Origin of the sequence: Sediminitomix flava (assembly GCF_003149185.1) — a bacterium.
Taxonomy (GTDB): Bacteria; Bacteroidota; Bacteroidia; order Cytophagales; family Flammeovirgaceae; genus Sediminitomix; species Sediminitomix flava.
Genome location: NZ_QGDO01000002.1, coordinates 669,481 through 684,809, shown reverse-complemented (window position 1 = coordinate 684,809; position 15,329 = coordinate 669,481). Strand labels below are relative to the sequence as shown.

Annotated in this window: 10 protein-coding genes; 7 read left to right on the top strand and 3 right to left on the bottom strand. The window is 35.5% G+C overall.

Annotation, left to right across the window (positions count from 1 at the left end; translation table 11 throughout):
* Positions 1-26: 26 nt before the first annotated feature.
* Both BC781_RS09900 and BC781_RS09895 read right to left on the bottom strand, forming a co-directional pair.
* Positions 27-1,475 (bottom strand): Na+/H+ antiporter NhaC family protein, encoded by a 1,449-nt coding sequence (locus tag BC781_RS09900; RefSeq protein ID WP_109617102.1) that lies wholly within the window; start codon positions 1,473-1,475, stop codon positions 27-29.
* A 203-nt stretch (positions 1,476-1,678) separates the two neighbouring features.
* Positions 1,679-4,612 (bottom strand): hypothetical protein, encoded by a 2,934-nt coding sequence (locus BC781_RS09895; protein WP_109617100.1) that lies wholly within the window; start codon positions 4,610-4,612, stop codon positions 1,679-1,681.
* A gap of 262 nt (positions 4,613-4,874) precedes the next feature.
* Here BC781_RS09895 and BC781_RS09890 point away from each other — a divergent pair, with 262 nt between their 5' ends.
* A complete protein-coding gene (locus tag BC781_RS09890; RefSeq protein ID WP_109617098.1) occupies positions 4,875-6,179 on the top strand; it encodes a hypothetical protein in 1,305 nt (434 codons plus the stop codon).
* Between the two features lie 94 nt (positions 6,180-6,273).
* Complete coding sequence (gene lepA / locus BC781_RS09885) at positions 6,274-8,064, top strand: translation elongation factor 4 (RefSeq protein WP_109617993.1); 1,791 nt, start codon at positions 6,274-6,276, stop codon at positions 8,062-8,064.
* 104 nt (positions 8,065-8,168) lie between these two features.
* Here lepA and BC781_RS09880 read toward each other — a convergent pair whose 3' ends face one another.
* The gene (locus BC781_RS09880; RefSeq protein ID WP_109617096.1) at positions 8,169-8,393 is read right to left on the bottom strand and encodes a hypothetical protein; all 225 of its coding nucleotides are present in this window, start codon (positions 8,391-8,393) and stop codon (positions 8,169-8,171) included.
* Positions 8,394-8,607: 214 nt separating this feature from the next.
* Here BC781_RS09880 and BC781_RS09875 point away from each other — a divergent pair, with 214 nt between their 5' ends.
* The 5 genes from BC781_RS09875 to BC781_RS09855 all read left to right on the top strand — a co-directional run bounded on the left by BC781_RS09875 (position 8,608) and on the right by BC781_RS09855 (position 15,253).
* The gene (locus tag BC781_RS09875; RefSeq protein ID WP_317047231.1) at positions 8,608-9,549 is read left to right on the top strand and encodes a Ppx/GppA phosphatase family protein; all 942 of its coding nucleotides are present in this window, start codon (positions 8,608-8,610) and stop codon (positions 9,547-9,549) included.
* Positions 9,550-9,773: 224 nt separating this feature from the next.
* Positions 9,774-12,347 carry a cytochrome c biogenesis protein CcsA gene (gene ccsA, locus BC781_RS09870; protein ID WP_109617094.1) on the top strand — a complete coding sequence of 858 codons (2,574 nt, stop codon included), beginning with the start codon at positions 9,774-9,776 and terminating at the stop codon, positions 12,345-12,347.
* A 142-nt stretch (positions 12,348-12,489) separates the two neighbouring features.
* Entirely contained in the window at positions 12,490-13,017 is a 528-nt protein-coding gene (gene rimM, locus BC781_RS09865; protein WP_109617988.1) for a ribosome maturation factor RimM, read from the top strand.
* A gap of 236 nt (positions 13,018-13,253) precedes the next feature.
* On the top strand, positions 13,254-13,811 hold the full coding sequence (locus BC781_RS09860; protein WP_109617092.1) for a YceI family protein: 558 nt from the start codon (positions 13,254-13,256) through the stop codon (positions 13,809-13,811).
* Between the two features lie 44 nt (positions 13,812-13,855).
* On the top strand, positions 13,856-15,253 hold the full coding sequence (locus tag BC781_RS09855; protein WP_109617090.1) for a hypothetical protein: 1,398 nt from the start codon (positions 13,856-13,858) through the stop codon (positions 15,251-15,253).
* Positions 15,254-15,329: the final 76 nt, after the last annotated feature.

Genomic DNA, 15,329 nt, shown 5'->3' with positions numbered 1-15,329 from the left:
TTGATAAAGTCTGAAGCTTTTTCTTTTTACTTTTTATTTTTCAATCTGACACTAGGTTCAGATGGAAGCTTAAATAAAGGAATAAAGCGGTCAAATCCTGTAAGTGTGAGTAGAAGTATGCTCATAACAGCTATCATTGCCATGAAGTTATATTTAATGATATCTAAAGCAGTGAATTCGTAGAGTGGATAAACAGCACTTGCAATACCAATATAAAAACCAATGTATACATGCCAAGGTATTAGCTGGGAGCCAAAAACACCCAATGCATCATTGAAAGTGGCATTTCTAAGCCTAAGTTTATAGAGGCTTTGTTCATCTCCTTCTACATTTTTATCCACAATATCTTTAAGAATTGGACCTATAGTTACAATTTGTGCCATTTCATCGGCTAATGCTGCATTACCTAAAATAGAAAGTGTTCCATTGTAAAACATTAGTTGACGTACACTTCTTGATGCTTTAATTACAAGTTTTGCTATTGGCTCAAATGCATTCATTTTTAGCATAATTCCACCAAAAGCACCGATCCACATCATCATTACAATTACCCAAGAACCTGCACTAGAGAAACCATTGTACATCAATTCTAAGAATGAATTTACATCTGAAACAGTGCCTTGTAGTAAGCCAAAACATAAAGAAGATATAATTCCTAAAAATAAGCATAGTAGGGTGGACATTCCTCTGAATGCGGCTACAAGTACAATAATAAGTGGGAGAGACATATAATATGGCATACCTTCTTTTACTTGTTCCAAAAGAGTGACAGCTGATGCTCTTTTTTCTTGTAAACTAACCCAAGCTTCATCAGGTATTGAGCTTATTGCACTGTGAGCATCACCAGGCTGTGATGGTAGATCCATTGTGAAACCTGCGATATAAAATGCAATAACACCAAATAATAATACAAGTGCAGACCATACACCTTGGTGTCTGATTCTATCTATTACTTCTACTTTTTGAATACCAGAGCTAACAACGGTTGTGTCTGAAATTAGTCCAATGTTATCACCAAAGCATGAACCACCTGCAATTGCCGCAATAGTGAGTATCACATCGCCGCCAAGAATATGACTTAGCCACAAGAAGACAGGGGCACAAGCAGCGAATGTTCCCCAACTAGTTCCTGTCGCTATTGAAAGAAGAGAGGTCACGACTAACCCGACTACCGCAACGGATCTTCCTGTGATTCCGAGGTCTAGAGAGATATTTATGATAGAAGCGCCAACGCCAGTTGCCATAAAAGCTTCTGCCATTACATAAGCACACATTAAAATGAAAAACACAATCTGCATTTCTTTGACATTATCAACAGCTGCATTTATAATAGTTTGTGTGTTCAGCTTTTCAGTAAAAGCAGCTACAAATGCTGCATAAATTGTAGCAAGAGGTGCAGCAATTAAAATATCAAATCCAGATAAGATAAATCCCGCTAAAACTAAAATGGGGCTAATCTTTAAAAGAGCTTTCATTAAAGGTGTATTTTCTTTGAAACGTTCAATTTTTTGAATGGAGTGCAAATGAACGCTTTATAAAAGTGGAAGAAAAATAATATGTTGTATCTAACATTAATCTAACCAAATGTTGTTTTTATAACAAAAAACCAATTCAAAAAGACTTAAGTCATGTTTGAATTGGTGAATGTTATATTTTAAAATGTGATGTTATCTAAACTTTAGCTATTGGTTTCCTTTATATTATTCAATTCATTTGAATGGCGTTGAGTGTCTGAATCAGTGTTTCTAGTGAAGGCAATTAACTTTTTAAATACATTCTCAAAAGGAAGAAGCAGGATTGCTAAACTAGCTTCTATTCCGAAATCGAGTAACGGATCAGGTTCTAAGTTAATATAATATTGAGCTACCGTTTCTAAGAAGGCAAAAACCATGATTAGGGTAAGGTAAGTTAGTACTTTACTGATCCATATATTTACCCTTTTTGATTGATTTAATTTAAATGAGAAAACAAGAAGGAAACTAAAGAACAGAAGTTCTAAAGCATAGAACCAAGTTTTTTTCCAGTATGGAAGTGCAATATTGAAATCAAGTGAATATGAAGAATAAATAGAGCCATTTCCATTTCCAGATTCTACTTTTAATGCATATTTACCACTATTCAACAAGTGAAATGGAATATGACTTTCTTTTGTCCATGAAGACCAAGGGTTGTCATTCAGTTTAAATCGATATAAGATTTCTTTATCAATTTCATACTGAGGTTGACTGAAGGAAAAGAGAAAATTATTATTTCGGTAAGAGAAGTCAAGATCATTGATCGGGATTTTTTGACCTTTCATATCTTTCAATGTTGCAAGATTTAGGTCATAGTGCTTGTTGTCTATTTGACTCTCCGTGTATTCGTAACAGAAAAGTTGATTCCCCTTAGTAATCACCCATAGTTTTTCGGGGTCTTCAGAAGGTAAAATAGCTCTGATTTGAGGTATTTGATTTAAGTGATAGAAAGTTGGCTCATCACTCAAATGGCGTCCATTCAAAAGTGGTGTCCAACCTGTTTTAAGGTAGCTCCATACAATCCCATCATGCCCTTGTAAAACTCTGAATTGATCAGAGCTTTTCAGTTTTTGCTTTAGTGATACATTTTCAAGAGTTCCTAAATCTTTGTTGAATGTATAAATTCCGTTGTGTAAAATGAAGTGAGTCTCTGAAGAGTCTTTATCCCAAATACCAATATCATCACCAAATGGATTGTTTACATTGACGCTACTAACCAAGTCACGTTTGTTGTCCGTATGTGTAGAGAAACAATGAATCATTTCGTGATTGACTAACCATAGTAAATCTTGTTGATCAATGTAAATTGTATTTATACTGCTTAGTTGCGCATTATGTACACCATCTATGTTTACCCAGATACCACCTTTTGTTAGCCTTTTTGCCCAGATATCACCATTTTCATCTGCGACAATAAGTTCATTGGTTTTTTCTGAAACATGTAAAGTTTGAACATTGAATTGATTTAGCCATTGCAGATCACCATTAGGGCTGATCAAAGCCGTTCCTTTGTTGGAGCCGACTACTAAAAAAGTATCTATTTTCTGAAGGATTCTACATTTGGCTTCAATCTCTGGTATAACTTTATATTTATATTTAGTAGACTGAAGAATGAGTTCTTTGTCTTTTTTTACTTCGTAATAATATTCATACTTCCTAACAGGCTTTTTGACTACAGCAGTTTTTTTCTTGATGGTAGCAATAGTGGTAGAATTCATTTTCTCTTTTCGAGCTAATGCTTCCTTTTCAAACAACTCCTCTTGTTCTTTTTTCCACTTATCAACATCTAAATCTTTATTCTCTTTTTTAGCTTCTTTTAGCTTTTTTCGTTGCTCCTTACGCCATTTTCTTCTTAGCTTCTTTTCATCTTTTTCAAAGTCTTTAATCGCATCTTCTTCTTCCTCTTCAACTTCTTTGATCTGTTTTTTTAGTTCTTTCTCACTAAGTTTTGCTAATTCTTTCTCTTTTGCCTGATAAGCGATAAAGTCTTTGCTTTTACGTCGCTTTCTTAGTTTTACAACTTTATCTACCTCTTTGAATTTGTCAATTTTCGCAAGTTCATACAGTCCTTCACTAGTTCCTGTGAATAGTCTCCCATCAAATTCAATGGCAGAAAGTATGTTTCCTTCCAATCCCTCGTAAAGTGCATAGTTCCTTAAAGGCGTTAGGTGATTTGTACGACTGAAACCATATTCGTGAGCAAACCAAATTCCCCCATATTTATCTTTTCCAATCCCTTTAATTTCACTGTCGGGAAGACCTGTTGTATAATTTAGGTAGAAATCAATATCACCGCTAAATAAATTATAGATAACCGCTCCACCTTTTTCAGTAGCGATGATATTTAATGAGTCATTAAGAGAAATAATTTGATGAGGAGCACTTTCTTTTAACCATTTTTTATTTTGGTTTTTTAATGTGTCTAGCGCCAAACCATCAAACTGAAACCAAGTACCACTGCTATCTCCAATTACTACTTTATTATTATAATCCGCTACAAATTGTATTGAAGTAGAGTCGGGTAATTTTATATCTGCAACCTCAGCTTCTTGTTCTTTAAGGAGGTAAATATTCTGTTCTTCATCAATGAAATAAGGCTCATTCATTGCTGTGAATAGGTGTTGAGCTATATGTTCATAATATTCACCAATGATTTTCTTTGCATTTAGGTCTATGATGAAAACCTCACCATCAGCTAAAATATAGGCTTTATTTTTTACGATTGATATTTTACTGACTAGTCCTATAATATGATCTTCACTTAACGAAAAGTATTGATCATCCCCATAAATATCTTTTTGAATATAGCCCAAACTATTCCGTCCCCCTACTAATAAATAGTTCTGTTTTTCAGCATATGCAAGGCTAAATACAGAGGAAGGTGTTTCAAGTAAATTCCAGTCTTTACCATTGTATTTTAATACTCCTTTTCGGTTTGAGAAGTACATAACCCCCTCATTATCTTGTACTGTTTGTACACGCTGTTCCTCAAAATCTATGAAAGATGGCGCATAATGAGTAAGGTAATAATGTCCGTTTTGGGCAAACGAAAAATATGACAGAAGATAAAAAAGAATGAGTAAGAAATAAGCTTTCATGCTGGTAGTTGGTATTTAGTCAGATAGTGAGCAATATATCAAAGTACAAAGTGATATTATATAGTGTATTCACTTAAAAGTTATGAAGGTACTAAAGTTTCTTTCAATTATACCAATACAGAGTGCAAGGTATTTAAGTATCAGTCGAATATGATTCCATCAAGTTTTTTTATCAAAAGATGACAGATAAGTAAAGAAACTTTTTGCGATATTCGCTTGTAAACTACTTTAGCGGAATTGTTTTCGGATCAAACAGATTTCTATGAAACTTGAAGAACTCTTTGAAATTGAGAAGTTAGAAAGGGAATATTTAAATGCCACACATGAATCTACAGAGGAATTAATCTTTAGTGATGAAGAATTTTCTTTGTTAGAAGCGGTATATGAAGCCCACTCCAATGAGAATATAAAAATTTCTGGAGTTTATTATGACGATGAGACACTTACAAAGCTCAAAGATACTTTTGAAACGATCGCACTTGGAGAAACTGTAGATGTACCAAGCTTTTTGTCTGAAGAACAAAAAAAGTTGGTTGAACTACTTTTTGAAAAATTGAATGCGGCGGAAGAAGTTTGGGAATATGAAGATGAGAACAATTGGGAGTTTCACCCTGCAATCAATTCTGTAGGTGTACTTTTTATGCTAAATGAGATTGATAGAGATTTTGAAGGTGAAAAAGATCAGGTAGAACATCATGTACTAACTGAGGAAGAATTTAAGTTTTTATCAGCAGTTTTTGATGAAAAGTACTCGGAAGAAGGCTTAGAATTAGGTGACTTTACCTTTAATTTTGAAGAGTTAGATTATATCCGTTCTGTATTTTCTGAAGCAGACCTACTTTCATTTGTAGAATTAGGAGATGAGAAGAAAGCATTTATTATTCAAATTTTGGATAAAGCTTCTGCTCTATCAGACGAGGAACAAGCAGAGTTAAAAACCTTAGAACAATTATTTGAAAGCAGTCTTGATGAAGAAGGCCTATCTAATGTTTTCTCAGAACAAGAGTCTCTTTTATTAAGTGTCGTGTTTAATAAAAAAGAAGGGCAAGATGGTATTCAAATAAATAAAAGCACTTTCACGCCGGCTCAAATAAATTATTTAGAAAGAGTTTTCAAACAGAAAGAAGCTTGGGATCCTGCAGGAACTTCCTTGAACTTTGATGAAGAACAAGAAGAAATGGTGGTTCATATTCTCGATATATTTGATGAATACCTTTATGAACCATTCGATGAATCTCAAATAGAACGAGATCTAGAGATTCTCTTTATCATGGATCAGTTTGAGAGAGATGAAATGCAGGCTAAAGGTGAACAAGATGGAGACCTTCTCTTTAATAATAGTCAATTCGAGTTGCTAAAAGCGATTTATACTGAAAATTCTCCAAGCGAATTAGTTTTAGAACTTGAAAAACTTGTTTTCAATAAAGAAGAGCTTATTTCACTGGAACATATTTTTTCAGAAGAAAACCCTTTGGAGCATCTTTATAACTTGGAAGGAAATAAAAGAATGTTTGTTCAAAGTCTATTAGAAACCGCTATTAGATTTTGGGACGAACAAGAAAGTTAAGCAAGAAATAAAATAAACAAATTTTTTCAAGTGCTAGCTCAAAATAAAGAAGCAGTGTCTTGAAAAAAAATAGTATTTTTGTGGCATGGATAAAATGAAGAACATCAGAAATTTCTGCATCATTGCTCACATTGATCATGGAAAGAGTACTTTGGCTGACCGTCTTCTAGAAAAAACACAAACGGTTACCCAAAGAGAGATGCAGTCGCAGCTGTTGGATAATATGGATTTGGAAAGAGAGCGTGGGATTACGATTAAGTCTCATGCTATCCAAATGAACTATAAATATAATAATGAAGAATTTACGTTGAACCTGATTGACACTCCGGGTCACGTTGACTTTTCTTATGAAGTTTCTCGTTCTATTGCAGCTTGCGAAGGAGCATTATTAGTGGTAGATGCTTCTCAAGGTATTGAGGCACAGACAATCTCAAACTTATACTTGGCTATGGAGCAAGATCTTGAGATCATCCCTGTGATGAACAAGATTGACCTTCCGCATGCAAGACCTGAAGAGGTAGCCGATGAAATCATGGATATGATTGGCTGTGATAGAGAAGATATTATTGAAGCAAGTGCCAAAGCAGGTATTGGTATTGAAAATATTCTTGAGGCAATTGTTGAGCGTATTCCTTCTCCAGAAGGTGATCCTGAAAAACCGCTTCAAGCTTTGATTTTTGACTCTGTATATAATCCATTCCGTGGGGTAGAAGTATACTTCCGTGTAATTAATGGAGAGATCAAAAAAGGCGATCTTGTACAGTTTGTCAATACAGGTAAAACCTATAATGCCGATGAGATTGGGGTGCTGAGATTAACCCAAGAACCTCGAAAATCTATTTCAGCAGGTAATGTGGGCTATCTGATTTCTGGTATTAAAGAAGCAAAAGAAGTTAAGGTTGGTGATACCATTACACATAAAGACAATCCTTGTAAAGATATTATTCAAGGTTTTGAAGATGTGAAACCAATGGTATTCGCGGGTATTTATCCTGTAGACACAACCGAATTTGAAGAGTTGAGAGCTTCAATGGAAAAGCTTCAGTTGAACGATGCTTCATTGGTTTGGGAGCCTGAGACTTCTGCCGCACTTGGTTTTGGTTTCCGTTGTGGATTCTTAGGAATGCTTCACTTGGAAATTGTACAAGAGCGCTTGGAGCGTGAGTTTGATATGACAGTAATTACTACAGCACCTTCGGTAGAGTATCATGCATACTTGAAAAAGGATGAAGAGAAAGTAATTGTAAATGCGCCATCAGACCTTCCAGATCCAAACTTCTTGGATAGAATTGAAGAGCCATATATCAAAGCAAATATCATTACGAAGGCAGATTACGTAGGACCAGTGATTGGACTATGTATGGAGAAGCGCGGTGAGTTGATGAACCAAGTTTATCTGACTACTGATCGTGTAGAATTGATCTTCGAAATTCCTCTTTCTGAAATCGTATTTGACTTCTTTGATAAGCTGAAAACAATCTCTAAAGGATATGCTTCTTTGGATTATGAATTGATTGGTTTCAGAGCATCTAAATTGGTGAAACTTGATATTCTATTGAATAACGAAGCTGTGGATGCATTCTCAGCAGTTGTTCACAGAGATAAAGCTTACGATAGAGGTAAGAAAGTTTGTGAGAAGTTGAGAGCCGTTATTTCAAGACAGCAATTTGAAATTCCAATTCAAGCTGCAATTGGTACAAAAATTATTGCTAGAGAAACAATCAAAGCGCTTCGTAAAAACGTAATCGCGAAATGTTACGGTGGTGATATTTCTCGTAAACGTAAACTTCTTGAAAAACAGAAAAAAGGTAAGAAACGTATGCGTCAAGTAGGTAAAGTGGAAGTAACGCAAGAAGCTTTCATGTCTGTACTGCAAGTTGACTAATACAGCTGATATAACACTATACAACCCCAAGTTCTAAATAGAATTTGGGGTTGTTTTTTATAGTTAAGTATCCATTTTGAAGATTTACAGAACTATTTTATGGATTAACCATCTTCTCCGTGATCTTCAGAAATATTAGATTCAATAGCACTCCAATACTCTTCAAAGTCTTCAGGAATATTGATTGGGGTTTCCTCATTTTTATACTTCCAGAAATTGACATTTGGTAATCGTTTTTTTTGATAATCAGTCAATTTGTTGAATTCTGAAAAGTCTTCCGAACTCCCCTTCATTGCTAATAAGGCTTTATAAATATCTTTACTTTCCATCTTCTGATCAAAGTTATATAAGGGAGGAAACTTAGATTATTTCCTCAATTCTCTGCATTATTTTCAGAAATAAGGCTTGCTTCAAAAGTACAAAATATATATTTTTCTAGAACCGTTGAGAGTGTGCAGAAGTATTTTTTACGCATTTTTTAGGCAAAATCTTTCGTTGAAGAACTCTCACCGAAGAAATGGGTTAATTAAGAGGTGTATAGGTATGGTGTACAGAGGTGAAAAACTAAATAAAAATAAATTGAGACTAGCTTCTATTGATATCGGTTCAAATGCCATTCGTCTTCAAGTCATCAAAGTATTAGGAGAGGGAAAAGATTCAAGTATCAAAAAAGTTGAATTTCTTCGATTTCCGCTACGACTAGGTAATGATGTATTTAGTAGAGGAAGGATAACAAGACCTACTGAAGAGAAATTTGTGAAATTGATGCATACATTTCAAAACTTGATGGACTTGTATGAGGTAACTGATTACAGAGCTTATGCCACATCAGCAATGCGAGAAGCTGAAAATGGAGAAGACATTGTCCAAAGAGTTTATTACCAATTAGGTTTAATGATCAATATCATAGATGGGAAAAAGGAAGCTGAGATCATCAACTTATCTATTGATCCTTACTTAAACGATGAAGACAACTTTATCCATATTGATGTTGGAGGGGGGAGTACTGAGTTGAATCTTTATCGTGGGAAGAAAAAATTGGCTAGTAAATCTTATCGTATGGGTGGTGTTCGTCGTTTGGACAAAGCTGCCGAGACGAAGGTTTATGAAAAAATGGATGAATGGATTAAGGAGTACTTGCCTAAAAATACACCGATTAAAGCTGTAGGTACTGGAGGAAATATCAATAAGCTCTTCAAATTGTCAAAAGACTGTGAAAGAGAAGACAAGGTCACAAGTCTTGATGAACTGATTAGACTCAGAAACTACATTCGTGAGTTCTCGATGGTAGAACGAATTAATACCCTTAGATTGAATAAAGATCGTGCAGATGTCATTATTCCTGCCTCAAGAATCTACACAACGGTTATGGAGTTGAGTGGGGCAGAAGAGATCATTGTTCCAAGTGTAGGTCTGAAAGATGGAATTATTTTAGAAATGTTGGAGGACATGGAAAATGCTCAAAAGTTTGCTGATTCAGAGTAGCAATAAATAACATTTAGAAAGGAGGATATACAGTTTATGTATATCCTTTTTTATTTTCTGAGCTTTATGTGTAATGATCTAATAATATTTTTAGTTAACAGCTTCAGTTCTTTATCAATTTTTATAAATCTAAAGATCATCTTTTCGTAACTTTATGGCACTTTAAAGAGTTTTACCTCTAAAATTTCACGCAATTAGAACTAGCTTTAATATATAGGAACGAGATGATTGATACACTGAGTGGTAATTTAGGTCATTTTTTAATGATCGTAGCTTTTGTCTTTGCCATCGCTTCTGCAGTCTACTACGGATTGGTTGAATTAGGCGTTTTGGATAAAGGGATTGGTAAAAAATATGGACGACTAGCATTTTATGTACATGGTTTATCTGTAATAGGTGTAGTCGCGATTCTTTTTAGCATAATTTATCAACATAAGTACGAGTATTATTATGCTTGGAGTCATTCTTCTAACAATCTGCCTGTACACTTTATGATTTCCTGTTTTTGGGAAGGTCAAGAAGGAAGTTTTCTACTTTGGATATTCTGGCATGTAATCCTCGGATTTTTTGTCATCAGAACAGCTAAAAAGTGGGAAAACAGTGCAATGTTGATTTTTTCACTCGTTCAAGCCTTTTTGGTTTCAATGATTTTGGGTATTGACCTTTGGGGAATGAAATTGGGTAGCTCTCCTTTTATCTTGTTGAGAGATGCGGTAGCAGCACCAATTTTTGAGATGAACCCGAATTATATTCCTACAGATGGAAACGGATTGAACCCACTTCTTCAAAACTATTGGATGGTTATTCACCCTCCAACCCTTTTCTTAGGCTTTGCAGCAACACTTGTTCCATTTGCATTCTTAATGGCTGGTTTGGTTAAAAGAGATTATACAGGCTGGATTAAACCTGCTTTAGGATGGACTGTATTTGGTGTGTTTATCCTTGGTTTAGGGATTATGATGGGGGCTTATTGGGCCTATGAAACATTGAACTTTGGTGGTTATTGGAACTGGGACCCTGTAGAAAATGCAGTGTATATCCCTTGGTTAGTAATGGTAGGAGCATTGCACCTTATGCTAGTGTATCGTAAAAACGGAACAGCATTGGTTTCAGCAATGATCTTAACAATGGCATCTTTCCTACTTGTTCTTTATGCTACATTCCTTACAAGAAGTGGTGTATTGGGAGAAGCTTCGGTACACTCATTTACTGACTTAGGTCTTTCTGGTCAGTTGGTGGTTTACTTATTGTTCTTCGTAGTTATTGCAATTGGTTTGTTAGCTTATCGTTGGAAAGAACTTCCTAAAAAAGACAATGAGGTCACAGCGTATTCAAGAGAATTCTGGATTTTCATGGGAGCAACTATTCTTTGTATTGCTTCATTCCAAGTATTCTTGCCAACGTCAATTCCAGCGTTCAACTCATTCTTAGGCTTCTTTGGGGTAAACTCAAATTGGGCACCACCAGCAGATGCAGTTACGTTCTACACAACATATCAAAAGTGGTTTGCGGTAATTATCGCTATTCTTTCGGGTACAGGGCAGTATTTCTACTGGCAAAAGCTTGACTCGAGAGCGAAGGTTTGGGATAAGATGATGATTCCTGTAATCGTAACAATGGTTGCTACAACAGCGGTATTGTTGGCAGGGAAAGTAGATGATTTATCATATATCATTTTACTTACAGCTTCAATGTACAGTGTGATCTCAAATGCATTTGTATTGATCAAATTGTTTTCTACTAAAAATGCAAACCTTTCGGGAGGAGCTATTTCACACATTGGTATTGCACTGATGCTGATCGGTATTATGTTTTCTTCAGGATATTCAAATACGATTTCTTTGAATATGTCGGGACGTCAGTATAGTTCTCAATTCTCGGAGGAGATGAATAAGGAGAACCTGCTTCTTTTCAGAAATGAATCAAAGCAGATGCGTGACTATATGCTGACTTATAAAGGTCCTCGTATGGAATCTGAAGATATTCCGGGTTACATTGAAAGAGAGAGTTTAATGTTCTTTGAAGACCCTTATAAAGCAATCTTGAAAGAAGATATTGTTCAGAAAGGAGAAACTTACGGACACAAAGGCGATACCATTCAGATTTACAACGAAAATATTTACTACGAAGTAGAATACAGAAGAAAATCTAGTAAGGATGGAAAAGAAGAAGTATTCTCACTTTATCCAAGAGTTCAACATAATGAACAAATGGGAGTAGTTCCTTCTCCTGGTATTGTAAACTATCCAGATAGAGATATTTATACGCACATTACTCAAATGGCTGTAGATGACGAAGAGGTAGAATGGAGTGAGCCAATGCAAAAAGAAGTTGCTGTTGGTGATACAATCATTGTACATGACTTCTTCATGGTATTTGATGGTGTGGTAAGAGAAAGTGTGATGCCAGGTGTAGAACTTGGTGAAGGAGATGTAGCGTTAAGAGCTAATCTTCGTGTATTGGGGAACAGACAAGACCATGATATTCGTCCATTCTTTGTAATCAAAGGAGGACAAGTAGGTTTGGTACCCGATACAAAAAGAGATTTAGGCTTGAAAGTTCAGTTAGATGAAATCAATCCTAAAGACGAGAAGTTCAAGTTTACAATGCAGACAACGCAGCGTGATTGGATTATCTTGAAAGCTGTAGAAAAACCGTTGATTAACCTTCTATGGATTGGTACAATTGTACTTTGTATTGGTACTTGTATTTCTATGTCAAGACGCTTCAAAGACTATGCGAATGACAAGAAAGAAGTAGAAGATAAAGCTGAAGAAAAAGAAGAAATTCTAGCATAAAAGATCTTTCTAATTTCTTATTATAAATAAATAGAAAGAACCTAAATTTTGAAAATCCCCTTTCAGAGAAGAACTTTGTAGTTCAGAATTATCTTTGAAAGGGTTTTTCTTTGAGGTGTTTGAGCCTCCAGAACTTGAGAATATGAGAAAAGAAGACTGTTACGAATTAGGATATATCACAAGACCACACGCCCTAGCTGGCGAAGTGGCAGTAATGCTTGATGTTGATAGCCCAGAAGATTATGCAGAGTTAGATTCTGTATTTTTGGAGGTGAACAGACAACTTGTTCCTTATTTTGTAGAAACACTGACATTTCACCGAAATCGTTTTATCATCAAATTTGAAGATGTAGAAACGATTGAAGATGCAGAAAAATTGAGAGGCTGTAAGCTTTACCTTCCTTTGGATGTATTGCCAGAGTTAGAAGAAGGTCAGTTCTATTATCACGAAATCACAGGTTTCACTTGTATAGATGAAAAAGAAGGCGAAATAGGAACTGTAAAAGCAGTTTACACAGGCGGACCACAAGATATTTTGGCAATAGATCATAATGGAGTAGAGGTTCTTGTACCTATCCATGATGACTTGGTAAAAGGAATTGAGCGTGAAAAGAATGAAATCTATGTCAGTTTACCTGAAGGTTTGATTGATTTGTATAAAGACGCATAGAATTTATAATAGTAGTTTGTTAATAAACACTAAAGCGATGAATCTTTTGAAGAAGATTCATCGCTTTTTTTTTGCTCAATAGTCCTTCTAAGTGTATTCTGGACGGTTTTGCTGATAATCGTGATGTTCGTCACCTTTTTGCTCTATAAAGGTCACTGTTAGAAAGTGTGTCATGAAAGATATTTGCTATACAAACAAACAACGAACAATATCACAAACAAACTTTTATTACAATTATGAATAAGATTATCCACGTAATTTCACTCATGATATTAACAGCGAGCTTAGCAATGGCTCAAGCAACTGTTCAAATTTCCAATGAAAATACAAAAGTAGTAGTAAAAGGAACATCTTCAGTTCATGACTGGGAGTGTGTATCTGAGAAAGCAAACTTCTCTGCAGAAGTAGAAGTTGCAGATAACGCTCTTCAAAACCTTACAGCTCTTTCTTTCAACGTAGAAGCGGAAAGCTTAAAAAGCGGTAAGGGTTCAATGGACAAGAATGTTTACTCTGCTCTTAAAACTAAGAAAAACAAAGAAATCGTATTCCATATGACATCTCTTGAAGGAATTCAAGGAAATGAAGTGACTGTAAATGGTCAGTTGACTATTGCAGGAGCTACTAAGGATGTTGTCTTGAAAGCCACTGCTGACGTATCGGGTGAGGAAGTGACTTTTAAAGGTGAATACACTCTGAATATGACTCAATATGAAGTGGAGCCGCCTACAGCGATGTTCGGTGCAATCACAACAGGAGAGGAAGTAACAATTGTTTACGAATTCACAGCTAAATAATACCAATTAAGCATTTACACTACCACTACAAACAAACAAATAACATGAAAAAATTATTTATCACTGCCTTGGCAGCGGGCTTATCATTATCAGCATTTGCTCAAAATATTTCAGAAGAAGAAAAAGAGCAAATCAAAAAAGAAATTAAAGAGGAAAGAAAAGAAGAAAATAGAAAAGCTTTCTCTGGCTTGAGAGAAAACAATCAAAACGGAATCAACGTTTTTGAAGCACCAAAGTCAGACCTTTCTGAGTTTGATGGAATTAAAGTTCGTGTAGGAGGTAACTTCAACATGATGTTCCAAGGAATGACTCAAGAAAACTACTATAATGGAGTACAAACAGAAACTGGAGCACCAGCTCAGTATTCTTTAACTCCTCTTGGACAAGACTTTAACTTACCTCAAGCTAATTTCAATATTGATGTAGCTTTCGCTCCTGGTGTGACAATGAAATTGGAAACTTACCTTTCTACTCGTCACCATGTTGAGGCAAACGTAAAAGGTGGTTACTTACAATTAGATGCACTTCCATTCTTGAACTCGCCAATGCTTGATAACATTATGAAAAATGTTACAATTAAAGCAGGTTTGATGGAAATCAACTATGGTGATTCTCACTTCAGAAGATCAGATGGTGGTAATGCAATTTACAACCCATTCGTTGGTAACTATTTGATGGATGCCTTCACTACTGAGCTAGGTATGGAGATCCTTTATAGACACGAAACAGGTGCATTAGCAATGATTGGTGTTTCAAATGGTAAATTGAATCAAACAACTATGGAGTTGGAAGGTGCTGCGCCTTCATTGTATGGTAAAGCTGGTTTCGACAAGCAAATCAATGAAGACTTGAGAGTTCGTTTAACAGGATCTGTTTATCACTCATTTGGTGATGCAAGAGCTTACCTTTATTCAGGTGATAGAGCAGGTGGTCGTTACTACAGTGTAATGTCTTATTACAATGAAGATGGTGGAGTTCAAGGCGGTGGAGACTGGTCAGGTCGTATGAACCACTCTTTCTATGAATTGACAGCTGTTACAATTAACCCATTCGTTAAATATAAAGGTCTTGAGTTCTTCGGTACTTACGACAGACAATGGTCTAGAGAAACTGAAGGTAAATTATTAGGTGGACGTCAAGTTGAAAACGGTGGTGCACTAAGCCAATTCGGAGCTGATTTACTTTACCGTTTCGGACAAAATGAGAAGTTCTATGTAGGTGCTCGTTACAACACTGTGACTGGTAACTTGAACGAAGATTCTGCTGACATCAATATCCAAAGAGTGAACGTTGGTGGTGGTTGGTTCATGACTAAAAATATTTTGGTGAAAGCTGAATATGTTAACCAACAGTACAAAGATGAGACTTACAAAGCTTTGGGTGAGCAATTCAATGCTGCGAAGTTCAACGGCGTAAACGTAGAGGCAGTTATCGCATTCTAAGGAATCACAAATCACTTAAATAAAGTGAATAATATATAGAAAAAGGCTAGGGAAGAAACTCTTCTTCTAGCCTTTT